Origin of the sequence: Sorangium sp. So ce834, assembly GCF_051521425.1 — a bacterium.
Classification (GTDB): Bacteria; Myxococcota_A; Polyangia; order Polyangiales; family Polyangiaceae; genus Sorangium; species Sorangium cellulosum_D.
The window spans coordinates 4,423,202-4,448,205 of record NZ_CP150351.1; the positions used below are offsets into that span (position 1 = coordinate 4,423,202).

Genomic DNA, 25,004 nt, shown 5'->3' on the forward strand with positions numbered 1-25,004 from the left:
CGAGGGTAGCGGCTGGAGGATGCCATGAGAAGGGGCGCACCGCCCGCGGGGTGCCCCGCGAGGTCGCCGTCGTGTCGTGGCTGCCGTCGCGCGGATCGGGGTCAGGAGACTGGTGTTCGCCTCGACCAGAATGTTGCCGCAGGGCCGGCCACAGGCCGGCCACCGTGCCGGCCATAGGTCGGCAACAGCGCGACGGCGAGGTGGCCGATCTCAGCGCCAAAAGCACGGAATCTGCGCTCACGGCACGTTGAGCGCCGCAGAGCGCGGGGCGGGGGCGGTCTCGCCATGACGCCGCGCCCCCTGGGCAGGGCGAGGGATGCAGGTGCTCCCATTTTTGCATGTTGGTGTTGCGCGTCGCGCCAGCTATATGGTCGCGGCGAATTCTGGAGGAGAGATCATGGTGAATCGGTTCTGGGCTCGGCTCTCGGCGGCGATTCTGGGCGGCGCCGCGTGCGCCGCCGTTGCTGGATGTGGCGCTGAGGAGCTTGCGACATGCCCCGAGGAGAACCTGGTCCGGGGCGTCTGCGCGGGCGTCCCGGCCGGGGACGTCTGCGGCGGCGAGAGATGCACCGCGGGGGTCACGTGCACCTCGGTGATCGACGTCGCGAGCGATGATGAGCTCACGTCCGCGGCTCAGGCGGCCTCGGACGGCGCCTGCATCGCGGTCCGATCGGGCCGGTACGGCGTGGTCACCGTCCCCGGCGGCGTGAGCCTCCTCGGGCGCTCGGCGGACGCGGTGGAGATCGAGGGCATCGTGCTGGAGGCGGGCGACGGCGCCGTGGTGCGCGGCCTCAAGGTCGGACGAGAGGGGGTGACGGTACAGGAGGGGGCGACCGGGGTGCGCATCGATTCGGTGCGCGTCATCGGGGAGAGCGACTATGAGCATGACGGAATCAAGCTCGGCCCGGGCTCGTCGATCGCGATCGTGGCCTCCGAGATCGCCAATGCGGGGCACGTCGGGATCTTCGCCACGGACGCCGACGTGACCCTGGAGCGGAGCATCGTCTCGGGTGCCCAGCGCGGCGCGGTCGAGATGCTGGGGCGGGGCTGCGACGAGCGCTGCTCCTGCACGAGCCGCCCAGCGCTCGAGGTGAGGAGCAGCGTCATCCGCGACAACCGCGTCATCGGCGTCTCGCTGCACGGCGCCACCGCGAGCCTGGAGGGCGTGGACGTGATCCGAACGAGGGAAGGCGTCGCGTCCCTGGCGGGCAAGTTCGGGGGCGGCGTCTCGGCGGCGGGGTGCTCGGGCATCCTCGGCGCCCGGCAGGTGCGGGTGATCGATAGCGTCTCCTTCGGCATCCTCGTCGACGGCTCGACGGCCATGCTGGGTGATAAGGGAGAGGATGACTCCATCGAGATCAGCCGGAACACGCTGGGCCTATGGATCCAGAACGTCCGCCAACCCGACGGCGACGATTGCGCCATGCATCACGACGAGCGTTGCAACGTCACGCTGCACAACGGGAAGCTGGACGGCAACTTCGGCGTCGGCATCGGCGTCACCGGTGAGTCGCGAGGCATCATCCTGTGCAGATCGGCGATCACCGCGACCGCGTTCTCGCAGCTGCCTGTCTTCGACGAAAACGACGCACTGGCGGTCAGGGATGTGGGCGACGGCGTCGACTGGCTCGGCGACTCCGAAGTGCGGATCGATGAGCTGGCCTTCAGCGGCAACGCGCGGCAAAGCCTGCTGCTCGACGGCCCCGTGCAAGGCGACAGCTACATCGGGCGGATCCATATCGCGGCCGGGGACGAGCCTCCCGTGCAGCAGAGCTACAGCAGGGGAGACGCTCAGCCCGAAGGCATGGCGCCGCCGACCGTCTCGGACCGCAGGCACGTCATCCCGCGGTCGCTCGAGGAGCTGCCGTAGCGGGGATAAGCGCCTCGGCAGCGGGCGCGGTCGATCCCGGTCATCATTCCCTCCCGTTCGAGCGATGCCGTCGCAGCGATGATCGCGGCGACACCGTGATCAGCATTCACGCCCTCTTCCTGGTCCGAGTCGCGCCGGCGCTCGCCGGCAGGTAGGGCAGCTCGCTCGACAGCGAGCTCGCTCTCCTCGGCGAGCGCCCGCGCGACAGCTCCATGACGGAGCGATCTTTGCCGGCTGTCGCCTCGACGGCGAACCGGACGTCGAGGCATGAGCCGACCCGGCGCAACGGACCATCGTTGACATGCTCACAGACGTACCTGAGCCAGCGGTGCGAGGAAGGGTACCGCGCTGCAGCGAGGCTCGGGCACCCGCGCAGCGCAGCGGGCGTTCGTGTGGCGAGCCGGTGGGGCGGGGCGCGCGAGGTCGGTCGGCGCACGCGCTGTCGGCGTGAAGACGGCGGTGCGCCGCGGGTCAGGGCTACGGCAGGGACGAGGCCGACGCCGGCGAGGGCGGAGGCTTCAAGCCGGCGCTGAGGGCCCGGCACGAGCCGTCGATCTCGGCGCAGTGCTTGGCGTCGCGGCGAGTACACTGCCAGCGCTCGCTGTCCTCGAAGTTGCCCTCGACTCCGTTGAATGACTCGTAGTTGAGCTCAAATGCGTTGCAGAAGAGGGTCGCATCGAGGATCGTCACCTTGGAGCCAAAGCTTGCGACTCCGGCGCGAGCGTTGCCGTTGATTGTCGCGTTCTCGATGATGGCTGTGCCGCTGTCTACGTCGATCCCATCTCCAAACGCATTGGCGAGCGCCTTGGTCGTGCGTACGATGCTGGCATCGATCCTCGCGTCCGAGTGAGATATGACCACGCCCGACTGATGGTTCTCCTCGACGAGACAACCGCGGACGGCCACGCTTGAGCGCTGGCCTGTCGCACGGGTACCCACGACGCCGAGCCCGATTCCTCCCTGATCATCTACGTCGAGTTGGGGTTGGGTGGCGCGGACTACGTTGGGTTGGGTGGCGCGGAGGATGGTGCCTTCAATCGTCGCGTCTGAGCTGGCGACGAACATGCCGACGTCATGGTTCTCCTCGACGAGGCATACGCGGACGGTCACGTCAGCTCGCTCGCCTGTCTCGCCGTCATCCTGGACGTTGATGCCCCGTCCTCCCGTCCCATCTTCGCTGGGCTCGGTGCCGCGGACCACGCTGGCCTCGATCCTGGCGTCAGAGCCAGCGACGAACACGCCGATCTCGTAGTTCTGCTCGACGAGGCATGCGCGGACGGTCACGTCAGCGCGCTCACCGGTCTCGCCGTCATTCTGGACGTTGATGCCCCGTCCTCCCGTCCCATCTTCGCTGCGCTCGGTGCCGCGGACCACGCTGGCCTCGATCGCGGCGTCAGAGCCAGCGACGAACACGCCGACCTCGTGGTTCCGCTCGACGAGGCATGCGCGGACGGTCACGGCAGCGCGCTCGCCGGTCTCGCCGTAATCCTGGACGCCGATCCCCCGTCCACCCGTCGCATGGTCGCTGGACTGGGTGCCGCGGACCACGCTGGCCTCGATCGTGGCGTCCGAGCCGTCGACGTATACACCAACCTCGTGGTTCTGCTCGACGAGGCATTCGCGGATAGCCACTTTTGCACGCTCGCCTGTCTCGCGGCCATGCTGAACGCCGATCCCTCGTCCTCCCGACGTATTGTTGCTGGACTGGGTATCGCGGATCACGCTGGCCTCGATCGCGGCGTCCGAGCCAGAGACGAACACGCCGACCTCGTGGTTCTGCTCGACGAGGCATGCGCGGACGGTCACGTCGGCGCGCCCGCCTGTCTCGGCGTCATTCTCGACGTCGATCCCCCGGCCTCCCTTAGCCGTGCTGCTGGGCCGGGTGCCGCGGATCACGCTGGCCTCGATCGTGGCGTTCGAGCCAGAGACGAACACGCCGATCTCGTGGTTCTGCTCGACGAGGCATGCGCGGACGGTCACGTCAGCGCGCCCGTACGCCGCGCTGTCCTGTTGAACGCTGATCCCCCATCCTCCCTTCGCATTTTCGCTGGGCTGGGTGCCGCGGACCACGCTGGCCTCGATCGTGGCGTCCGAGCCGTCGACGAGCACGCCAACATCCTGGTTCTGCTCGACGAGGCATGCGCGGACAGTCACATCAGCGCGCTCGCCTTCGTGATCCACGATGTTGATCCCCCCTCCGAGCTCCGTCACGCTGTTGTGCTCGGTGCCGCGGACCACGCTGGCCTCGATCGTGGCGTCCGAGCCAGAGACGAGCACACCAACATCGTGGTTCTGCTCGACGAGGCATGCGCGGATAGCCACGTCAGCGCGCTCGCCTGTGTTGTCGACATCCAGGACGCTGATCCCCCCTCCGAGCTTCACCTCGTCGCTGGGCTGGGTGCCGCGTATCACGCTCGCCTCGATCGTCGCCTCCGCGTCAACGACGACGCCGATGCCATGGTTTCGCTCAACGAGGGAGTTTCTGAGCGCGATACTCGTCGGGCCATGCTTGTCGACGGCGCTGATCCCGAGACTGCTCATGTCGTGCACCCATGTTTGCTCGATGGTGACGTCACGCACGCCCGACACGATCAGCCCAGGGCCCTCTCCGGTCACGGCGAGGCCCCGGATCTCGGTCCCGCTCGCCGCCGTCGTGAGTACCTGAATGGCGCCGGCCCCCTTCCCGGTCCCCTGGATCTCCACGAGATCAGGGCATCGCCCCCACAGGCGCACCGACTTGCCCGCGATCCCGACGTCTTCGATGTACGAGCCTTCGGCCACCGCGACGGTGGCGCCGTCCTCCGCGTGCTCGATCGCGTCCTGGATTTTCTTCCACGGCCTCGCCTTCGTTCCGTCGCTGTCGCCGCCCGCATAGGCCAGGTCGACGAACTGGGTATTGGCCTCGATCGGGATATCGCCCCACGTCCCGGCGCCGCAGGGGGCGACCTCACGACAGCGGGTTTCCCCGGGGATGGCCATTCGCCCCTTCGGACACTCCTCTTCCGGGAGGATTGCCGCGCAGCCGCCGTGGCCATCGGAGATGAAGCCCTCGCCGCACGCCTCCGGCGGTACCCCAGCCGGCTGGCATCCGCCGCCTTCCAGCGCGAGCTGGCCGGGCGGACAGGCCATGTCGGGCGGCAGCCCAGCCGGCTGGCATCCGCCGCCTTCCAGCGCGAGCTGGCCGGGCGGACAGGCCATGTCGGGCGGCAGCCCAGCCGGCTGGCATCCGCCGCCTTCCAGCGCGAGCTGGCCGGGCGGACAAGCCGCCTCCGACGACCCGGCCGGCTGGCACTCTCCCGTGTCTGAGGTGACCTCGGCCGGGCCGCACGGCTTTGGCTCGCACTTTCCGTCGTCGCGCGCCGCCTCACCGGGCGCGCACGTCGGCGCGTTGAATGGGCCGCTGCAGCCGAGCGGCACGAGCGCGGCGACGACAATTAGCGGCCAGACCGCCACGAAGGGCCGTCGGATGCTCCGCTCCCTTAAGCTCACCATGTCAAACATGCTCCTTTCGATTCTCCGACCGCTCGACGGCCGCCTTCGAGATCGAGCGCGCGCACGTGCCGGCCATGCGCTAAGCTTCACCTGAGAGCGGCGGTCGACGGCAGGCTGCCCCAAGCACGGAGGGTGCCATGCTCACCGGGGAGCCGACCGCCACGAAGCGCAGCTCGCCGGCGTGATCTTGCCTGATCCGCCGAGGCCCGGAGGTGGCCAGGGCCGGCCATGTGGCCGGCCAACGAAGCGTTGTGACGCCGCAGACTCGGGGGCTCTCCCGCAGCATCCCCGATCCAAAAGACGCAGCCCGGCCGCGGGGCGATCTGCCGGCTCGACACCACCTCGATCGCCCTCTGGCTTGCTCTCCCGCCCTCGGTCACAGCCGAGGATCGATGGGCTCGCTCTCCAGCGCGAGCACCCCGAACACGCACTCGTGCACGCGGTAGAGCGGCTCGCCCTCCACGAAGCGGTGGAGCGCCTCCAGCCCGAGCGCGTACTCCCGCAGCGCCAGCGCGCGCTTCGCGGAGACGCTGCGGTGGCGCAGCCGCGCGAGGTGCTGCGGCATCAGGTACTCCGGGCCGTAGATGATGCGCAGGTACTCCGGCCCGCGGCACTTGATCGCCGGCTGGACGAGCCCTCTCGGCCCGCGCACCACCCACTCCCACGACTTGACCACCATCCCCTCGCCGCCGCGCTCGACCATCTCCGTCCAGAAGGCCACCGCCTGCGCCTCGCTCGCCGGATCCGAGAGGTCGACGACGCGGTGCGGGGTCGGCACGAAGAACGCCGGATCGACCTCGCAGAGCCGCGCGAGCTGCCGCAGGTGGAAGCCGTGATCCCGCGAGGCGTGCACCGCGCCCTCGCTCGCGAGCAGGTGGAACGGCGCGAGCCGGAGATCGGCGAGCGACCGCACCGGCCAGCAGTAGCGCCGGTAGGCCGCCACGTACCCGTCCATCGCCGCCTTCCGGGCCGCGTGGCGCTCGAGCAAGGGCCGCGCGCTCTCGTCGCGCGCCGCCGCCATCTCGAGCGCCCGGACCGCGGCGTCGAGCGACGCGCGGCCTGACGCGCCCACGGCGGCGTACTGCCCGCGCAAGAGGTCCTGCGCCTTCGCGGACCAGGGCAGGAGCTCCGCGTCGAGGCAGACCCAGTCGGTGCGGAGCTCGGCCCAGAGATCCGCGCGGTCCAGCGCGGCGCGCACCCGGTCGATGAGCTCCCGGCTCCGCGCCTCGTCCGCGAAGAACGGCCTGCCCGTGCGCGTGACGCACACGCCGAGCGGCCCGCCGTCGACGCGGAACCGCCGCCTCCGCGCGGCCTCGTCGCGGCACACGACGAGCACCGCGCGCGACCCCATGTGCTTCTCCTCGCACACGACGCGCCCCACGCCGTTCTGCCGGAAGTACGCGAACGCCTCGCGCGGGTGCTCGAGCAGGCCCCCGTCCTTCGCCGTCTCGCTCGGCGACATGGTCGGCGGCAGGTAGATGAGCCAGCGCGGATCCACGGCGAAGCGGCTCATCGCCTCGAGCGCCGCCGCGGCGTTCTCCTCGCGGATCGTCACCATGCCGTGCACCCGCGTCCGGATCGCGCGTCGGCCCCGGACGTCGTCGATGTCGAGCGCGTCGTCCGCCGGCCCCCGCGCGTCGGCCTTCGGTTCGCCACCGCGCGGCGCGAGCGGCTTCTGCGGCTCGTAGTACACCCGGCGCGCCTTGACCTCGACGAGCTCGCGCTCCGGGTAGCGGAGCGCCGTGAGCGCGCCGCCGAACACGCACCCCGTGTCGATGCAGAGGGTGCGGTTCTCCCACTCGGCCACGGTCGTCGGCGTGTGGCCGTAGACCACCATCGCCTTGCCGCGGTACTCCGAGGCCCAGTTGTACCGCACGGGCAGGCCGTACTCGTCGGTCTCGCCCGTGGTCTCGCCGTACAGGCAGAACTCGCGCACCGCCCCCGAGCCGCGGCCCTGGAACGCCTCCTTCACGCCCGCGTGCGCGACCGCGAGGTTGCCGTCGTCGAGCACGTAATGGCTGACGAGGCCGTCGATGAAATCCGCCGCCTTGGCCTTGAACTCGTCCGTCTCCACCTCGAGCTGCGCGAGCGTCAGCTCGAGGCCGTGGGTCGGCCGCACGTCGCGGCCGCGCAGCTTCTTGAGCAGCTTCACGTCGTGGTTGCCGGGCACGCAGAGCGCCGCGCCCGACGCCACCATCGCCATCGCGAGGCGCAGCACGTCGGGCGAGCGGGGCCCGCGGTCCACGAGGTCGCCGAGGAAGATCGCGCGACGGCCCTCGGGGTGCGACGCCCGCGGCGCGTCCGGCAGCCCCTCCAGGCGGTAGCCGAGCGCCTCGAGCAGCTCGACGAGCTCGTCGAAGCAGCCGTGGACGTCGCCGATGATGTCGAACGGCCCGTGCTCGTCGCGGCGATCGGTCCACAGGCGCTGCCGCTCGATGGTGGCGGCGGCGACCTCCTCGGGCGAGGAGAGCACGTGCACGTAGCGGAAGCCCTCGCGCCGGAGATCCTTGAGCGAGCGGCGGAGCTCGCGGCTCTGGCCGCGCACGACGTGCGGGCCGAACTGCCGGTCCGGGCGGCCGGCGTTGCGCGCGTGGCAGAGCTTCTCGGGCAGGTCGAGCACGATGGCGACCGGCAGCACGTGGTGCTCGCGCGCGAGCGCCACGAGCGGCCTGCGCGCGTCGGGCTGCACGTTGGTCGCGTCGACGACGGTGAGCCGCCCCGCCGCGAGCCGCTTGCCCGCGATGAAGCGCAGGACCTCGAACGCGTCGGCGCTGGCGGCCTGGTCGTTCTCGTCGTCGGACACGACGCCGCGGTAGTGGTCGGACGAGAGGATCTCGGTCGGCTTGAAGTGCGCCCGCGCGAACGTGCTCTTGCCGGAGCCGGAGGCGCCGACGAGCACGACCAGCGATAGGGCGGGGACGACCAGCGGCTTCGGCTCGCTCACGACGCGTCCTCCTCCGCCTGCGCCCCGGCGCCGCCGCCCTCTCCGGCCGCGCGCGTGAAGATCGCCATCTGCGTCGGCGCGCCGAGCGACGGATCCATCGGGCCGATGGGCAGGTGCTCGACGGCGTAGCCGTGCGCGCCCGCGACCCCGGCGCAGAAGGCGTGGAACTCGGCGCGCGTCCACTCGAAGCGGTGGTCGCCGTGGCGGAGCGCGCCGGCCGGGAGCCCCTCGAACCGCACGTTGTACTCGGCGTTCGGCGTGGTCACGACGGCGACGCGCGGCCGCGCGTGCTCGAAGACGGCGCGGGTGAGCGCGCCGAGCCGCGGGGGGTCGACGTGCTCGATGACCTCGATCAGGGTGATGGCGTCGTAGCCCGAGAAGCGGGCGTCGCGGTACGTGACCGACGCCTGGAAGAGCAGGATCCGCCGCCGCTGCTTGTCGGGGAGGTCGTCGAGGCGGAGCCGGTCCTTGGCGATCTCGAGGCTGCGCATCGAGACGTCGGCGCCGGCGACGCGCTCGAAGACGCGCTCGTCGACGAGGCGCTTCAGCAGCTTGCCCTCGCCGCAGCCGAGGTCGAGCACGCTCCTCGCCTCGGCGCGGCGGAGCGCCGCGACGACCGCCGCGCGCCGCTCCTCGTCGAGGCTCATCCGCGCCTCGGCCCTGTCCTCGGGCGCGGCCTTGTCGTCCTCGGCCTCCTCGGGGCTCGCCTCCTCGTCGGCCACGAGCCGGGCGAGCGCCGCGCGGAAGAGCGGCCGGCTGTGCTTGAGGTAGCGGAGCGCGATCGCCTCGCGCTCGGGGTGCTCCGCGAGCCAGCCATCGCCCTTGGCGAGGAGGTTGTCGACCTCGGCGTCGCCCACGTAGTAGTGCTTCTTGTCGTCGAGCACGGGCACGAGCACGTAGAGGTGCGCGAGCAGCTCCCGGAGGCGGCACGTCCTCGCGAGCGAGACGCGCAGGTAGACGCTCTGGCCCCAGTCCGGGAACGCCTCGTCGAGCGGGAGGCGCTCGGCCGCGACCTCGTAGCCGAGCGGCTCGAAGAGCCGCCGGAGCAGCGCCTCGCCGCCGCGGCACGGCAGCGCCGAGAGGGTGGCGGAGAGGGGGAGCGGCGCGTCGGCGAGCTCCGGGCGGTCGCGGCACTTGCCGCCGAGCGCCGAGCCGAAGACCTGCGCGATGGCCACGGAGAGGAACGACGAGGCGGCATAGGGCCGGTCGTTGACGTACTGGGCGAGCGTCCCCGGCTCGCCGGCGCCGCGCCCGCGCACGAGGTCCACGGGGTCGACGTCGAGCAGGAGCGCCGCTGTGCACCGCTCCTCGGTCGCCTCCGGATAGAACACGTGCGCCTTGCCGAACGAGAGCGCGAACGACTGCGTGTGCGCCGGGTTCTTGACGAGCAGGTAGCCGAGATCGGTCGCCGGCCGGTGCGTGGTGGTGAGCGTGAGGAGCATCGGGCGCCGCAGTCTACGGGAGCCGAGCGACTCGCGACAGCCGCGCGCCCGGCGCGCGGAGCTCCGGGTCGCAGAGGAGGGATCCCCGCCGCGAAAGCGCGATGCTCGACGATGGCGCGCCGGCGCGAGACCGACAGGCCAGCTCGGGTTGGCTGGAGTCGATCGCTCGAGGGGGGGCCGGTGGTGACAGGGGCGCTCGTGGGGAGTGATGTGGGGAATCGGCGCCTGTGTGGATGCTTGTGCCTGAGTTGAAATCTTCGATGGGACGGCGGATTTCTTCGATCGTGGGAGATCATTTCAGGGTGCTTGTCTATCAAAATGACGTTTCTGTGAGCTCGAGCGATGGCGAGCTCATGAATCTGCATTAATGGAGGTGTTGCCGGTCGCGCCCTCTCGGCGCGCCCAAGACGTGGAGACTTAGGATGCGATCTCTGGCTTATCGAACCGCTGTTGCTCTGTCTCTCTCTGGCCTCTTCGCCGCCGCGTGCACCGCCGAGGTGCCCGGCGAGGAGGCCGCGGACGACCTCACCAGCGCCGTGGTGACGACCGACGGGCTCGGGGTCGCGGCGCTGACGAGATCGTCCGACTGGGGCAGCGGCTATTGCGCGAACGTGAACGTGGTGAACGAGGGGAGCACGCCGGTGACGTCGTGGACCGTCGTCATCGATCTCAGGCAGTCGACCCTGAGCAACCTGTGGGAGGCCCAGTCCAGCCGGAGCGGCTCGCTCCTGACGGTGACCCCTCCTTCCGGGCGCGGGCCGATCCCGGTGGGAGGCGCGACGAGCTTCGGGTTCTGCGCGACCGCGACCGGGGGCGACTACCAGCCGGTGATGGTGTCCATGACCCAGACCGGCGCGACCGGCTCCGGCGCGACGACGAGCTCCGGCGGCACGACCGGCTCGGGGGTCACGACCGGCGCGGGCGGGGCCGGGGGGAGCGGCGGGAGCGGCGGGAGCGGCGGGAGCGGCGGGGGCGCGACGAGCGGCGCCGGCGGCTCGGGCGGCGACGGGAGCGGCGGCACCTGCTCGATGCCGCTCCCGAGCTACGAGAACGGCAACGGATCGGCGACGTGGTACACGCTCGGCTCCGGCGCGGTGAACTGCAGCTTTCCGGTGCTCGGGAGCAACCCGGACAGGGTTGCGCACGTGGCGACCGGCGGAGGGCGGTATTTCGCGGCGCTGAACACGGCCGATTACGACACCGCGGCCGCGTGCGGGGCCTGCGTGGAGGTGAGCCGCGACGACGGGCGCAAGGTCGTGGCGACGGTCGTCGATCAATGTCCGACCGGCAGCAACCCGAAGTGCACGGCCGGGCACATCGATCTGAGCAAGGACGCCTTCCTGCAGATCGGGTCGGCCGAGGAGGGCTATCTCGGGACCGGCAACGGCGGGGCGAAGGGCAAGATCTCGTGGAAGTTCGTCCCGTGCCCGGTCACGGGGAACCTCTCCATCTCGCTGAAGGAGCAGAACAACTGGTGGAACGAGTTCCGGGTGCAGGGCCACCGCAACCCGATCGACAAGGTCGAGGTCCAGCTCGACGGGGTGTGGAAGGCGGCCACGCGGCGGGACTACAACTACTGGCGTGTCGGCGACGGCAGCATGAAGCCTGGGCCGTGGCGCGTGCGCGTGACCGACGTCTTCGGCGAGGCGATCGAGGCCACGGTCCAGGTCAGCACGGCCGAGCAGACCGCGTCGGCCCAGTTCTCGACGTGCGAGTGAGCCCCATCCCATCACCGCGCCCGATCTTCACATCCACGCTCCGGCGCGCGGCGCCCGCTGCCCCGCCGGAGCCGCCGTGATTCGCGCCGACCCCGGCGAGGGGATCCATCCACCGCTGCTTTGGCCTCACCTCCCGAGGAGGCCGTCACGGACGTGCGCTCCCGCGTGAGCCCTGGACTGCCGTCTTGGCCGGATCGGGGCCTATCGCGGCTCGCCCGTCGAGGGCGACGCGCGCCGGGCTGAGCCGGTACACTGCGGCAGGCGGGCGGGTGAGCTCGTGGATTCGGAGAATTTATGAGCACAAGCTCTCAGCTTCTGGACGAGAAGATCCGCATCGACGTCGGGGGGATGCCGATCGAGTGGGACGTCGCGCGCGGGCAGTGCACCTGGGCCGGCGTCCCGTCGGTATCCATGTTCGTGCCGAGCAGCGTGCTCGGGCTCATGTCCGGCTTCCAGCGGATGGCGGGGACCGAGCGCTTCAACCTGGCCGTGGAGAGCGGCGGTCGGCTCAGCGTCGATGACGACTGGACGTTCCTCTCCGGCTATCCGACGTTCGAGGAGGGCTTCAGGGCGCTCGGCATCGGGGCGGCCACCGCGGGCTGGGGCCTGTGGCAGGTGGTCTCCATCGACCGAGCGCGGAAGGAGGCGCGCTTCCGCGTGATGAACGGGTGGGAGGCGCTCTATCAGAAGGAGCTCGACGTCTGCTGGGGGAGCAGCATGATGGCGGGCAAGCTGGCCGGATATTGCACGAGGCTGTTCGGTCAGGAGTGCGAGGTCGAGCAAACGTCGTTCGCGGCGCGGGGCGATCCCCACGACGAGTTCACGGTGCGCCCCGCCACGATCACCCTGGAGGAGCGGCTGAACCGCCTGCTCGACGAGGAGCGGGCGACGAAGGCGGATCTAGCGATCGCGCTGCTCAAGCTCAAGCGCGAGGTGGAGGAGCGGGCCCGCATCGCCGAGGAGCTCCAGAGGACCGAGCAGGAGCTGCGCGAGAAGCTGTCGCTCATCGAGCGGCAGCAGCGCGAGCTGCGCGCGCTCGCCACGCCGATCATCCAGGTGTGGGACGGCGTGCTGGCGCTCCCCTTGATCGGCACGCTCGACGGCGTGCGGGCCGGGGTGATCACGGAGGAGCTGCTCGACGCGATCGTCCGGACCGGCGCCCGCTATGCGATCCTCGATATGACCGGGGTCGACGGCATGGATGAGGCGACGGCCGACCACGTGATCCGGATCGTCCGCGCGGTCGAGCTGCTCGGCGCCAAGGGGGTCATCACCGGGGTGCGCCCGGCGGTGGCGGCGCTGATCACGTCGCTCGGCCTCGACATGGCCGCCGTGGTCACGCTGCGGAACGTCCGCGAGGGGCTGCGGATGTGCCTTCGATCGCTGGCGGGCGCGCCCGCCGGCGGCGGCGGCGGCGGGAGGTAGTCACGGGCGAGCGCCGGCGCCGCCTGCGCCAGCTGCCCCACCGGCGCCGCCTGCGCCGCCTGCGCCACCGGCCTCGCCTGCGCCACCGACGCCGCCTGCGCCGCCAGTGCTCTCCGTGCCGCCGGCGCCAGCCGCACCACCGGCGCCGCCCGCCCCACCGGCGCCGCCAGCGCCGCCCGCCCCACCAGCGCCGCCCGCCCCACCGGCGCCGCCAGCGCCGCCCGCACCGCCAGCGCCGCCTGCGCCAGCCGCACCGCCAGCGCCGCCAGCGCCCTCCGTGCCGCCGGCGCCGCCCGCACCGCCAGCGCCCGCATCGTCCAGCGGGTATCTCTCATTGAGGCACAGCGGGCCATCCGGCGTCTGGGTGCAGACCTCGCCTGCTCTCCTGCAATCCCTCTGGCCGCGCGGGCACTTCGTCGGTCCGAAGATGCAGAAGCCGTTGCTCTCCAGCCCCACGAACGTGCACGAGGCGCGCGGCATCAGGCAGTCGCCGTGAGTCGTGCACGCCTTGGCGCAGATACCGGTGTCGCCGATGCCGGGATCCTTGTCGATCGCGTAGATGCACATCCCGCTCCGCAGCCCTCCACAGTCCTCGTTCGCGACGTCCCCGCCGAGCGCGCACAGGCCGGCGCAGGCATCGAGCCCCGGGCCGAAGTTGACGCACCACCCCGCGCAGGGATCGGTGCCCTCGTCCCCGACCTCGCAGGGTGAGCCCGCTGGCAGTCCCGTCGTCGGCTCGTCGACGCAGAGGTTGATCCGGGGGTCGCACGCGCGGCCGGCGCACTGGCTGTCCATGCCGCAGCTCGGCATGCACACCGATACGTCACCGATGCTTTCGCAGCGAAGATCCTCGCGGCCGCGGCACTTCCCCGGATCGAGCTCGTCGGTGATCGTGACGAGCGGGGGCTCTCCCAGGGGGCACCCCAGAAGACAGATGCCTTCGACGCACGCGCTGCCCTCGCCCTCGCAATCGCCGTCGGCAGCGCACGACGTCGTGCAGTACCCGCCCGCCGGGCCTCCGCCGAAGAACTCATTGCCCGTGGCGGAGAGGCAAATGCCGCTCGGGCCGCAGTCGGCGTCCACCTCGCACCGGTCGCCGAGCCCCCCGTCGCCGTATCCGCCGCTGCCGCCGTCGCCGCTGCCGCCGCCGCCGCCGCTGCCGCTGCCGCCGTCGCCCCCGTCGCCGCTTCCGCCGCCGTCGCCGTTGCCGCTGCCCCCATTGCCGCCGTCGCCGTTGCCGCTGCCCCCGTCGGCGCCGGAGCCGCCGTCGCCGCCCACGCCCGAGCTGGCGCTCCCGGAAACGGTGCTCGCGCTCGTCGAGCTCCCTCCCGCGCCGTCGTCCGCGTCGTCAGAGCAACCGAGGAACCCTGTCGAAAGGGCGAGCGTGGTGAGCAAAGTCGCCGAAATCGTTCGCGTTTTCATCGATGTCTCCCGCGCCAGGAGGCCCGGCCCGCAGCGGGCGCGCCCTCGACCGATCTCGAGACAGTAACGGAATCGGCGCTGCTCCAACATCGACAAGGGGGGCTGCGACAGATGATTTGTGCGGCGGAGGGGCCGTGTGCGGCGGCCTCGGGTCTCCGGATGGGCGCCTGCGCGGCGGCCCTGGCTCAGAGCCGCACGAGCAGCCCCAGAAACCCCGCGAACGTCGGCCTGCCCGCCGTGCCGAGCCGCTCGCCCCCCAGCGTCACGACGGCGCGAGGCTCGGCGAAGATCGCGTGCGCGTCGAGCAGGAGCGCCGCGCGGTCGGTGAGGCGCAGCCCGGCGCCCCCGCCGAGGCTCGCGGCGATCGACCAGACCTCGCCCGTGGCGCTCCGGAGCGGCGGCAGGGGATCGCCGGCGATGAACAGGTGGACCCCGCCCACGCCGGCCGAGAGCACGGGCGAGATCGCGGCGCCCGTCTCCGGCGCCCACACGGCCTCCAAGAGAGCGATCTCCTGGCGGACCGACACCGCGCCGAGCGCGCCCTCGAGCGCCGGCCCGAGCGCCGGCCCCGCGAACGTCAGCCGCGCCGCGAGCCCCGCCGGCAGCGCGCCCCCGCCGGCGCCGGCGCCATACGACAGCCGCAGCGCCGGACCGAGCGCCGGCCCGATGCCGCCCGCGCCGAGGAGCGCCGCGAGCCCGGCCTCCACGCCGAAGCCCGCGAGCAGCCCGGGCCGCTCCGCCGCCGGCGCCGGATCGGCGCCGGCCTGCCGCCGCACCGGCGCCATCCACCGCTGTACGTCCTCGGGGACGGCGGCGCGCGCGCCGCCCGCCGCGCCCTCGGGCGGCGCGCGCGACGAGAGCAGGCTCGCCTCCAGCAGGCTCGCCTGCAGGAGCTCCACGGCGCGCACGGCCATCACCGAGGGCGCCGCGGCGCCGGACACCTCCACCGTGCGCACGACCGTCTTCTGCGTCACCCGGTCGACGATCCAGAGGTCCGCCGTCGCGCCCGCCCGGGAGCGGAAGATCGCCGCGGCCGCGAACGCGCCCTCGTCCAGCGCGGCGCGCTCCAGCGCGGCGCGCGTGTCGCCCTCGCGCCGTCCCGGGACGCGCACCACCTCGAACCCCGCCGCGCCGAGCTCGGCCCGGAGCCGCGTGGCGGCCTCGCGGACCAGCGGGTCGTCCGCGTCGGCCTCGACGATCACGACCCGCGAGGCGGCCGCCTCGGCCCCCTGCGACGGCGCAGGCGGCGCCGCCGCCGCCCGCGCGGGGGCGAGCGCCGGGGCGAGCAGGAGCGAGGCCAGGAGGGTGAAGGAGCGCACACGCCAGGGCTTATCAGATCGCAGCCGGCACGCGGAGACGCATCACGGCTCCAAGCGACCCCGAACGAGGGGCGCTCGCGCGCCGCGAGCCGCGGTTTCCGACGATTTCCAAGGAGAATCGCGCGCTCGGAGCGGCCCGACCTGCGCCCGCCACGTCCGTCCCAGGACGGATCGACGATGGCACGCTGCGGGCAGGGCCGGAGGCCAGGTACGCAGCGCTCCGCCTGCTCCCCCCTCCGCGATCACCGCACCGCCGTGCGCGCCCAGCGCGCCGCCGATGCCGCGGCCGGCGCCGGCGCGGTGGCCCTCCCGGACGCATCGGACCGCGAGCCTCCGAACGGCGGAAGCCGGGATCCGAGGAGGTCTCGATGCCAGCGATGGGCGACCCATGCGTGGACTTGCACGCCCGATGAAAGCGTCGCAGGCTCGACGCTGGGATGGCGCCCTCGCGGGAGCTCAACGTGGCGTCGCGTGACGGTCGGACGATCTTCGCGAGAGAATTCTTCGATCTCCAGCTCACGTTCGCAGAGACAGCCGCAGCGCTGTCCGGGATCCCTCTGGAGCTGGCCCTGCTCAAGTATACGAACCTGTATGTTCGGTTCGGTCTCGGACGCGACTTCGACAGCGAGCATGAGCTGTGGCGCGCCTACGTGGCTGGACTGAAGACCGCGGCGGACGCTCGTGAGTGGACCTATCGTTACTACCTGATGGACGCAGAGGCGAACACGTCGCCGGCTGTCCTCGCGACCGTTGGCTGCTTTTCATATGCCGTACTCGACAGCGACGTGGTTCGATTGCACTTCCGCAACGTCGACCCCGAAGGGTGCTCGCCGCTCTCGGCCGCGCGGTATGGACAGCGACGCGCCGAGCTGACGGAGCTATTTGCTCAGATCAAGTCTGAGTTTGCGCGGGAGCTCGTCGTCGCGGGAGTCTCGTGGTTGTACAACCTCAACGCCTACCGAAGGCTCTTCCCGCCCGACTATGCCGCATCGGCCCGCGCGGTCCACGGCCTCTATCGATCCATGCCGTTGTGGGGCCAGTTCCTGGATTACGGAGGCGGCGTGAAGGCGACGATGGCGCGAACATTTCTGGACGCCATCGCCGAGCGTCGATCGATCGCTGGTCTGGGCGACTGCTTTCCGTTTCCCGTCCTGACCGTTGAGGCGCCGATTCAAAGTTTCTATGCGTTCTACGGCGTCTAGGGCGCCGATCGGCTTGGAACGCGCGAGGATGAGGAGATTGGAATCACAGAGGCACGGAGGGCACAGAGGAATTTCGTTGTTCCTCTGTGTCCTCTGCGCCTCTGTGCTTCATTTCTAGGGGTTTCGGGGCTGACCGCTGGCAGCCCCGGCCGCCGCCGGCGTCACCTGCCGCGCGTCACGGCTCCACGAGGTCGTGCGCCACGGGCGCGTGCGCGCCGCGCGGGTGGCGCTTCAGGTAGAGCTCCGCGACAGGCCGCGCCGCCGCCCGGCCGGCCGTGCGCTCGACGGCGACCATCTTGCGGCCGAGCGCCTCGGCGGCGAACGGGCCCCCCGGCGACTCGGCGAGGTACGCGTCGTACCAGGCCACCGCCGCACCGGGCGAGCCGCCGTCGTCGACCATGCGCCCGAGCAGGAAGGCCGCCGCCTTCCCGTGGCTCGTGCCGGGGAACCGCTTGCGCGTCGCCGTCAGCGCGCGCTGCGCGACGTCGCCGCGCCGCGCGTACCGCGCCGCGTCCGCCAGCGCCACCAGGTCGTCGAGCGAGCCGTGCTCGAGCACGCCGCCGAGGCCGCGCTGCTCCGCCTCGGCCAGGACCGACCGGAAATCCCCCGCCGCCACGCGCTTCGCCCAGCTCGGCCCCGCGACGGCGCCGGAGGGCGCCGCCGCCGCCGAACCGTCCGGCGGAGGGCCCGCGGGCGCCCCCTCAGCCCGCGAGCCCTCCGGCCGTGCGGCCCCGGCGTCGCCATCGACGTCGCCGGGCCCGGTGTTCCTCTCTCCTCCGGGCGGCGCCGCGCCCGCGGACGACGGCGCCCGCTCGGCCGGCCCCGCCGCGCTGCCCACCGCGCCGGCCGCGTCGACGCTCGAGATCTGCACGTCGCCCTCGCGCATCCGCGCCACGAGCCGCTGCCCGGCGCGGAGCGGCAGCCCTTCGGGCGCGAGCGGACCGCGCACGGTCACGCTCCCCTCGCGCAGATCGACGCGCAGGGTGCCGTCGCCGCGCGTCCACGACACGTCGAAGGCCGTGCCGGTGACCAGCACCGCGAACGGCCCCGCCTCGACCGACCAGCGCGCCTTCGGCCGTCGCGTCACGCGCAGCGACGCCCGGCCGTCCTCGAGCAGCATGCGCGCCCCGGCCGCGTCGACCTCCGCCACGCGCAGCGCGCTGCCCGGCGAGAGCGCGACGGTGGTGCCGTCCGTGAAGCGGAGCCGGGCCTCCTCGATCGTCGCGGCGATGTAGCCGCCCGCGGCGCCGGGCGCGCCCTCGACCGTGTAGTCGAGCCGCCGCGCCGGCCAGAGCGCGACGAGCGCGACCGCGAGCGCCGCCGCGCCGGCGAGCGCGAGGCCCCAGCGCGCGCGCCCCGCGTGCGCGGGCGAGAGGCCGAGGAAGCGGAGCCACGCGTCGACGCGGCTCAGGGCTGTCACGCGGCTCGCGACCCAGCCCAGGGCGCCGCCGCGCCGCTGGGCGGCCCCGCGGCTCACCGCCTCCACGAAGCGGGCGCGCTCGGCGGCGTCGTGCGCCGCGTCGACGTCGGCGGCGATGCCCTCCCGCGCGAGATCGGCGAGCCGGCTCAACTTCTCCGCGTCATTCATCGTGCTCTCCTCCGCAGGCAAGGAGGCTCCCGGGCTGATCGAGCGCTTGCGGGGCCTTCGTGAGGTAGGCCGAGAGCGCGGGATCGCGCTGCGCGGCGGTGAGGATCCGGTGGGACGCGCGCGCGAGGTGGCGCTTCGTCGTGGCCAGGGAGCACCCGAGCGCGGCGGCGATCTCGGTGAGCTCGAGCCCCTCGATGAACCGCAGGACGAAGAGCGTCCGCGAGCGGTCGTCCACCTGGTCGAGGATGCCGTAGAGCCGCGCGAGCGCCGCGCGCCCCTGCGGATCCTGCTGCGCGCCGCCGACGTCCGGGAGCTCGCCCGAGGGCGACAGCTGGAGCCAGCGACGCAGGCGCCGGCGCCGCAGCTCGGCGCGCGCCACGCGCACCGCGATGCCGACGATGAAGCTCGAGAGCAGCGATGGATCGCGCAGGTCCTTCGCCACGCGGAAGAAGCGCAGGAACGTGTCCTGCACGTGGTCGTCGACCTCGTCGCCCGGGCCGAGGGTGCGCTTCAGGATCCGGCGCACGAGCGGCGCGAACCGCTGCCACACGATCGGCGCGGCGCCCGGGTGCCCCTGCGCGGCGGCGCGCGCCAGCGCCACGTCGTCGGTCGCGGACAGCGGTAGCGCCTGCACGCTCCCCCTGTGCGGGGAGGGCGCGACCGCTGTCAAGGGCGGGACGGTCGACCGACGGCCTGGGATCACGTCCAGCAGTGTTCTCCAGAGGTCCGCCGCGGCTCAACATTCGGCACGCCCGCGCACCGGAGGAGCTCCCGACAAGGAACGAGAAGGAACATCGATTGGATGTGCGCGGAATCATTGATTTCGGCCACGGCGGCCCCCGACGCGACGTCGAACGCCGTCACGGTAGCTTCCGTATCAGCTGTACCCTGTATGCATGACGACACTTGGCGCGGCTCATGCCACCGGATCAGCGAGCCCGCCGCAGGGCTACGCCGCGGAGGCCATCCTCCACCAGGGGACCATGATCACCGTGCGCCGCGCGCGCCGCGTGTCGGACGGGCAGCCCGTCGTGATGAAAGGACCGAGCGCCGGGCGGGCGTCGCCGCGCGCGATCGCGAGGCTCCGTCACGAGGTGGTGATCACGCGCGAGATCGCGCACCCGGGCGTCCTCCGTATCCTCGACGTCGAGGAGAGCGACGGGGGGCCCGTGCTGGTCCTGGAGGACTTCGGCGGCGCGTCGCTCGACATCGTCCTGCGGAGCAACAGGCTCAGCCTGGCCACGACCCTGCGGATCGGCATCCACGTCGCGGACGCCCTCGCGTCGCTGCACCACGCGGGCGTCATTCACAAGGACGTCAAGCCGCACAACATCCTCGTCCGCCTCGATCCGCTGGTGGTCAAGCTCTCCGACTTCGGGATCGCAACGCGCCTGTCGCAGGAGGCGCCGCGGGCCGAGAGCCCGGACGCCGCGGAGGGGACCCTGGCGTACATGTCGCCCGAGCAGACGGGCTGGATGAACCGCAGCCTCGACTGCCGGACGGACCTCTACTCCCTTGGCGTCACCCTCTACGAGATGCTCACGGGCGCTCCCCCGTTCACAGCGCCGAGCGCCATGGAGCTCGTTCACTGCCACCTGGCCAGGACGCCGACGCCGCCGCACGCAGCGTCGGCCGAGATCCCGCGCGTCGTCTCCGATCTCGTCATGAAGCTCCTCTCCAAGGCCGCCGAGGATCGGTATCCGTGCGCCGAGGCGCTGCGAGCCGATCTCGAGGAGTGCCTCCGGAGGTACGAGGCCGACGGCCGCGTCGATCCTTTCCCGCTCGGCGGGCGCGACGCGGGCGGCCGGCTCTGGCTGCCGGAGAAGCTCTACGGGCGCGAGGCCGAGACGCAGGCAGTCGTGGCCGCGTGCGAGCGCGCGGCGGCCGGCGCCGTCGAGCTCTTGCTCATCTCCGGCCACGCCGGCGTCGGCAAGTCCGCCCTCGTCCGCGAGGTCTACAAGGTGCTCGCGCGGCGGCCCGGGTACTTCGTGTCGGGGAAGTTCGGCCAGCTCAAGCAGCGCACCCCTTACGCGGCCATCGCGCAGGCGTTCGGCGAGCTGTGCGAGCGCATGCTGTCGGAGGGCGAGGAGCCCGTGGCGCGCTGGAAGGCCCGGCTGAGCGCCGCGCTCGGCTCGATCGGGCAGGTCGTCGTCGACCTGATCCCCGAGATCGAGCGCGTCGTCGGACCCCAGCCCGCCGTGCAGCCGCTCGGGCCGAACGAGTCGAAGAACCGCTTCAGCCTCGCGTTCCAGACCTTCGTCCGCGCCGTCACGGAGGAGCACCTCCTCGTGCTCTTCATCGACGACCTCCAGTGGGCCGACCCGGCCTCGCTGAAGCTCCTCGAGCTCCTGATGACCGATCCCGACGGCCGCGGGATGCTCGTGATCGGCGCTTACCGCGACCAGGAGGTCGACGACGCCCACCCGCTGGCGAGGCTCGTCCGCGACCTGCGGGCGGCGAACGCGCCCGCCTCCGATGTGTGGCTCGGGCCGCTCGAGATCGAGGACATCCGCCGGCTCCTCGCCGACGCCCTGCGCTGCCGCCTCGAGGACACGGACGCCTTCGCGGCGCTGATCCTGGAGAGGACCGCGGGCAACCCGTTCTTCATCCACCAGCTCCTGCACGCGCTCGCCGGCGAGGGGATCGTGCGCTTCGATCCGGCCGCGGGGGCGTGGGCGTGGAGCCTCGAGCGCGCCCGGAGCGCGGAGGGCGCGGAGGGCGTCGTCGAGCTGATGTCCGCGAAGATCCGGCGGCTCGCGCCCGGCGCGCAGCGCGCCATCCGGCTCGCCGCCTGCGTTGGCCACCGCTTCGACCTCAGGACGCTCGCGCTCGTCGCCGAGCAGCCCCCGGGCGAGGTGGCCGCGGCGCTCTGGGACGCCCTGCGGGAGGGCCTTATCGTGCCCCTCGATCCCGAGTACCGCTTCGTCCACGCCGGCGACGCGGCGGTCGCGGGCAGGCTGCTCGAGGACCCCTCGTTCCGCGTCTCGTATCGGTTCCTGCACGATCGCGTCCAGCAGGCGGCGTACGCGCTCATCGACGAGCCGGAGCGGAAGCGGCTGCACCACCGCATCGGCCGGCTGCTCGCGGCGAGCCTCGGCGAGGACCCGAGCGACGAGGAGCTGTTCGTCGTCGTCGGCCACCTGAACGTCGCGGCGGCCCTGATCGAGGGCGCGGCGGAGCGCGGCGAGCTCGTGCGGCTCAACCTGGCCGCGGGGCGGCGCGCGCAGGCGGCGACCGCGTATGACGCCGCGTTCGGCTACCTGAGCGCCGCGGTGTCCGCGCTCGGCCCGGATCCGTGGGCCGGCGAGCCGGGCCTCGCCTTCGACGTCTTCGACATCCATGCCGCGAAGGCCGAGTGCGCGCACCTGAGCGGCCGCTGCGACGAGGCGGAGGCGCTCTTCGACGCCCTCCTCGAGCGCGCCGCCTCGGACGTGGAGCGCGCGCGCCTTTACTGCATGCGGATGGTCCTCTACAACGCGCAGCACCGCTGGGCGGACACGCTCGCGGTGGCGCTCCAGGGCCTGCGCCTCTTCGGCATGGAGGTGCCCACCGAGGGCGAGGCGCTCGCCGCCGCGCTCCGCGCGGAGCTCGCCGAGGCCGAGCGCGGCTTCGCCGCCCGGCGGGGCGAGGACGTCGGCGCGGGCCCGGAGCTCGCCGATCCGCGCGTCAGGGTCGTGGTGGAGATGCTCGGTTACGGCTCGCCATCGGCGTATTTCCTCAACCCGCCGCTGGCCCAGCTCCTCGCCGTCAGGATGGCGAACCTGTCGCTCCGGCACGGGAGCTCGCCGATGGCCAGCGTGGCGTACGTGTACCACGGCTTCTACCTGGCCGCGTTCTGGGGCCAGCCGCACGAGGGCTACAGGATCGTGCGGATGGGCGTCGCCCTGAACGACAGGTACCGGGTCGATGCCATCAGGGCGAAGCTCGACTTCAACTACGGGGTCGTCATGAACCTCTCGAGGCCGCAGCGCGAGCCGCTCGAGGTCCTCCAGCGGGCGCGGGTCGCCGGGATGGAGACCGGCGACTTCATGTTCGCGTCGGCGTCCTCCAACATCCTCGCCCAGATGAAGCTCAGCCTGGAAGGCGAGCTCCGGCGCGTGCGCGAGGACGTCGGCGGGTTCCTGCGCTTCACCTCCCGCACGAAGGATGCGCTGTCGACGGCGGTCCAGACCGTCGCGCGGCAGGTGATCCAGAACCTCGAGGGGCGCACGCTGGACCGCGGCACGCTGAGCGACGCCGGCTTCGACGAGGACGCCCTCGTGTCGAAGCTCGAGGCGGTGGGCTTCGCGATCGTCGCCGGCTTCTACTACACGAACAAGCTCGCGCTCGCGTACCTCTACGGCGATCACGAGGGCGCGCTCCGGATGGCGCGCCGCGCGCACGAGCGGGCCCGCGCCCTGACGGGCCAGTACATCGGCATCGTCGATCTGCCGCTCTACACCTGCCTCACCATCCTGGCGCTCGGCCCTCGGGCGAGCGGGGAGGAGGGCGGCGCGCTGGCCGAGATGCTCGCGTCGAGCCACGACAAGCTCGCCGTCCTCGCGCGGAATTGCCCCGAGCTCCGGCACCTGGAGCTGCTCGTCCGGGCGGAGCGCGCGCGCGTCGCCGGGGAGGCGCTGGAGCCGATCCTCGAGCTCTACCAGCAGGCGAGCGACGCCGCGGAGCAGGCGGGGTACGTGCGCTACCGCGCGCTCGTCAGCGAGCTCTGCGGCAGGTTCCTCGCCTCGAGGCGCGTGCCGTGGCTCGCGCGGTCGTGCCTCGTCGAGGCCTACCAGGCCTACGCGCGCTGGGGCGCCACGGCCAAGCTGCGGCAGATGGAGGAGGCCTACGTCGAGCTGCTCCCCCGCGCGGCGGCGGGCCAGCCCGCGTCCGCGGACCTCCTGTCGAACCTGACCTCGGTCGCCTCGTCGACCACGGAGATGGCCGCGCGGCGCGTGGCGCTGCTCGACGCGGCGGCGCTCATCCGCGCCGCGCAGGCGGTGGCGCGCGAGATCGACCTCGGCCGCGTCATGGCGCGGCTGCTCCGGCTCGCCGTCGAGAGCGTCGGCGCCCAGCGGGGCGCGCTGATCCTGGACCACGAGGGCGGGCCGCGCGTGGAGGCCGTCGTCGAGGACGAGGGCGAGGTGCGCGTCGGCCCGTCCACGCCCGTGCGCGAGAGCGGCGCCGCGGCCGCCCGGGTGATCGAGCTCGCGATGAGCGCCGGGGGCGCCGTCGTCGTGGCGGACGCCGCGCAGGACGCGCGGCTCGATGGCGATCCCTACGTCGCGGCGCGCAAGCCGCGATCGGTGCTCGCGCTGCCCATGGTGAGCCAGGGGGAGGTCTCGGGCATCCTCTATCTGGAGAACAACGCCGCGCCCGACGTGTTCTCGCCCGCCCGCCTCGACGTGCTCGAGCTCGTCGCCGCGCAGGCCGCCATCGCCGTGAACAACGCGCTGCTCTATGCGCGCGTCCAGGCGGCGAGCGACGAGCTCCGCCGCGCCAACGACGCGCTCGAGGCGGCCGTCGCCGCCCGCACCGCGGAGCTCTCGTCGGCGATGGCGCGGCTCGAGGAGGAGCTCGCCGAGCGGGCGCGCGCCGAGCAGGAGCGCGCCGGCCTGCAGGAGGACCTCATCCGCGTGCAGCGCGAGCGGCTCGCGGAGCTGTCGACGCCGCTCATCCCGATCACCAATCGCGTCATGGTGATGCCGCTCATCGGGACGATGGACGCGCAGCGCGCGGACGAGGCGCTCGCCGCGGCGCTCCGCGGCGTGTCGGAGACGGGGGCCCAGGTCGTCATCCTGGACATCACGGGCGTGCGGGGCGTGGACAGCAGCGTCGCGGCCACGCTCCTGCGCACCGCCGCCGCGCTGCGCCTGCTCGGCGCCGAGGCGGTGATCACCGGCATCGGCCCCCGCGTGTCGCAGACGCTCGTCGGCCTCGACATCGATCTCGGCGGGACCGTCGTCCAGGGGACGCTCCAGCGCGGGATCGCCTACGCGATCCGGAGGACCGGCGAGGCGCCGCGGCTCGGGGGCCGCTCGTCCGGCGGCCGCCCCTGAGCGCGGTTCAGTTGGCGAGCTTGTTCTCCTCGCGGTGGCCGAAGATCGCCTCCCAGTTCGAGCGGTAGGCGTCGGTCGCGACCTGGGCGGGGCCCGACCGGGGCGAGTCGGCCCCGCGGGGCCCCGGGAGCAGCACCTCCACGTCGAAGAGCCGGGCGTGCTCGGAGCGCTGCGTCAGCTTCACGAGCTCTCCGGCCAGCGGGCGCCCGTGCTCGGTGGGCCGCAGCTCGCCGATCTCGAGCCGGTCCTCCCGGCTCCGGATGACGCGGAAGCCCTCGCCCTGCTCGACGGGGCTGTGGATGAAGACGACGTCCTGATTCGCGGGCGGCGCGGGCTTGTCGTGTTTCTGCGGCGGCTCGTCCTTGCCCATTACCCAGAGCTTCCCACGTTTGCCCCCTGGGGCGCCAGGCGAAGCGAGCGGCCGGATCCACGCGGCACCCACGTCCCGCGGCGCCGCGGGGCCTCCAAAAATCCACGCCGCGCCCGCGTCCCGCGGCGCCGCGCGGCCTCCAAAATTTGGCCAGCGCGGGGCTTACGCCGTACT

General features: G+C 72.5%; 13 protein-coding genes. 5 read left to right on the plus strand and 8 right to left on the minus strand.

Translation table 11 applies throughout. The annotated features are described in order from the left end of the window. Nucleotides 1-397 precede the first annotated feature (397 nt). Entirely contained in the window at nt 398-1,870 is a 1,473-nt protein-coding gene (locus WMF20_RS16175) for a right-handed parallel beta-helix repeat-containing protein (protein ID WP_437614624.1), read from the plus strand. 477 nt (nt 1,871-2,347) lie between these two features. Here the strand turns inward: WMF20_RS16175 and WMF20_RS16180 are convergent, their stop codons facing one another. The 3 genes from WMF20_RS16180 to WMF20_RS16190 form a co-directional block, all read right to left on the minus strand. Next, a complete protein-coding gene (locus WMF20_RS16180; protein WP_437614626.1) occupies nt 2,348-5,371 on the minus strand; it encodes a right-handed parallel beta-helix repeat-containing protein in 3,024 nt (1,007 codons plus the stop codon). A 367-nt stretch (nt 5,372-5,738) separates the two neighbouring features. Continuing rightward, entirely contained in the window at nt 5,739-8,306 is a 2,568-nt protein-coding gene (locus WMF20_RS16185; RefSeq protein ID WP_437614628.1) for a polynucleotide kinase-phosphatase, read from the minus strand. After that, nucleotides 8,303-9,748, minus strand: coding sequence for a 3' terminal RNA ribose 2'-O-methyltransferase Hen1 (locus WMF20_RS16190; RefSeq protein ID WP_437614630.1), 1,446 nt, complete (start codon nt 9,746-9,748; stop codon nt 8,303-8,305). Before WMF20_RS16190 ends, WMF20_RS16185 begins: the two co-directional genes overlap by 4 nt. A gap of 422 nt (nt 9,749-10,170) precedes the next feature. On the opposite strand from WMF20_RS16190, the gene WMF20_RS16195 reads away from it, so the two are divergent. Both WMF20_RS16195 and WMF20_RS16200 read left to right on the plus strand, forming a co-directional pair. After that, complete coding sequence (locus WMF20_RS16195; protein WP_437614632.1) at nt 10,171-11,466, plus strand: expansin EXLX1 family cellulose-binding protein; 1,296 nt, start codon at nt 10,171-10,173, stop codon at nt 11,464-11,466. 294 nt (nt 11,467-11,760) lie between these two features. Beyond that, nucleotides 11,761-12,891, plus strand: a complete 1,131-nt coding sequence (locus WMF20_RS16200) for an STAS domain-containing protein (protein ID WP_437614634.1) — start codon at nt 11,761-11,763, stop codon at nt 12,889-12,891. Here WMF20_RS16200 and WMF20_RS16205 read toward each other — a convergent pair whose 3' ends face one another. Further along, nucleotides 12,892-14,286, minus strand: a complete 1,395-nt coding sequence (locus tag WMF20_RS16205; protein ID WP_437614636.1) for a hypothetical protein — start codon at nt 14,284-14,286, stop codon at nt 12,892-12,894. Nucleotides 14,287-14,498: 212 nt separating this feature from the next. Next, nucleotides 14,499-15,632 (minus strand): hypothetical protein, encoded by a 1,134-nt coding sequence (locus WMF20_RS16210; RefSeq protein WP_437614638.1) that lies wholly within the window; start codon nt 15,630-15,632, stop codon nt 14,499-14,501. Nucleotides 15,633-16,093: 461 nt separating this feature from the next. Here WMF20_RS16210 and WMF20_RS16215 point away from each other — a divergent pair, with 461 nt between their 5' ends. Then, entirely contained in the window at nt 16,094-16,834 is a 741-nt protein-coding gene (locus tag WMF20_RS16215) for a hypothetical protein (protein ID WP_437614640.1), read from the plus strand. Between the two features lie 175 nt (nt 16,835-17,009). Here the strand turns inward: WMF20_RS16215 and WMF20_RS16220 are convergent, their stop codons facing one another. Together WMF20_RS16220 and WMF20_RS16225 are read right to left on the minus strand one after the other, a co-directional pair. Then, entirely contained in the window at nt 17,010-18,422 is a 1,413-nt protein-coding gene (locus WMF20_RS16220; protein ID WP_437614642.1) for a FecR domain-containing protein, read from the minus strand. Continuing rightward, on the minus strand, nt 18,415-19,056 hold the full coding sequence (locus tag WMF20_RS16225) for an RNA polymerase sigma factor (RefSeq protein ID WP_437614644.1): 642 nt from the start codon (nt 19,054-19,056) through the stop codon (nt 18,415-18,417). Before WMF20_RS16225 ends, WMF20_RS16220 begins: the two co-directional genes overlap by 8 nt. Nucleotides 19,057-19,318: 262 nt before the next feature. On the opposite strand from WMF20_RS16225, the gene WMF20_RS16230 reads away from it, so the two are divergent. Beyond that, complete coding sequence (locus WMF20_RS16230; protein WP_437614646.1) at nt 19,319-24,460, plus strand: AAA family ATPase; 5,142 nt, start codon at nt 19,319-19,321, stop codon at nt 24,458-24,460. 7 nt (nt 24,461-24,467) lie between these two features. Here WMF20_RS16230 and WMF20_RS16235 read toward each other — a convergent pair whose 3' ends face one another. After that, on the minus strand, nt 24,468-24,830 hold the full coding sequence (locus WMF20_RS16235; RefSeq protein ID WP_129575224.1) for a hypothetical protein: 363 nt from the start codon (nt 24,828-24,830) through the stop codon (nt 24,468-24,470). Nucleotides 24,831-25,004: the final 174 nt, after the last annotated feature.

What these genes read in the sequence shown, in the direction of transcription:
- WMF20_RS16195 (WP_437614632.1), top strand. Translation starts at nt 10,171, where the DNA reads ATGCGATCTCTGGCTTATCGAACCGCTGTTGCTCTGTCTCTCTCTGGC.
- WMF20_RS16175 (WP_437614624.1), top strand. Translation starts at nt 398, where the DNA reads ATGGTGAATCGGTTCTGGGCTCGGCTCTCGGCGGCGATTCTGGGCGGC.
- WMF20_RS16190 (WP_437614630.1), bottom strand. Translation starts at nt 9,748, where the DNA reads ATGCTCCTCACGCTCACCACCACGCACCGGCCGGCGACCGATCTCGGC.
- WMF20_RS16230 (WP_437614646.1), top strand. Translation starts at nt 19,319, where the DNA reads ATGACGACACTTGGCGCGGCTCATGCCACCGGATCAGCGAGCCCGCCG.
- WMF20_RS16200 (WP_437614634.1), top strand. Translation starts at nt 11,761, where the DNA reads ATGAGCACAAGCTCTCAGCTTCTGGACGAGAAGATCCGCATCGACGTC.
- WMF20_RS16180 (WP_437614626.1), bottom strand. Translation starts at nt 5,371, where the DNA reads ATGTTTGACATGGTGAGCTTAAGGGAGCGGAGCATCCGACGGCCCTTC.
- WMF20_RS16235 (WP_129575224.1), bottom strand. Translation starts at nt 24,830, where the DNA reads ATGGGCAAGGACGAGCCGCCGCAGAAACACGACAAGCCCGCGCCGCCC.
- WMF20_RS16220 (WP_437614642.1), bottom strand. Translation starts at nt 18,422, where the DNA reads ATGAATGACGCGGAGAAGTTGAGCCGGCTCGCCGATCTCGCGCGGGAG.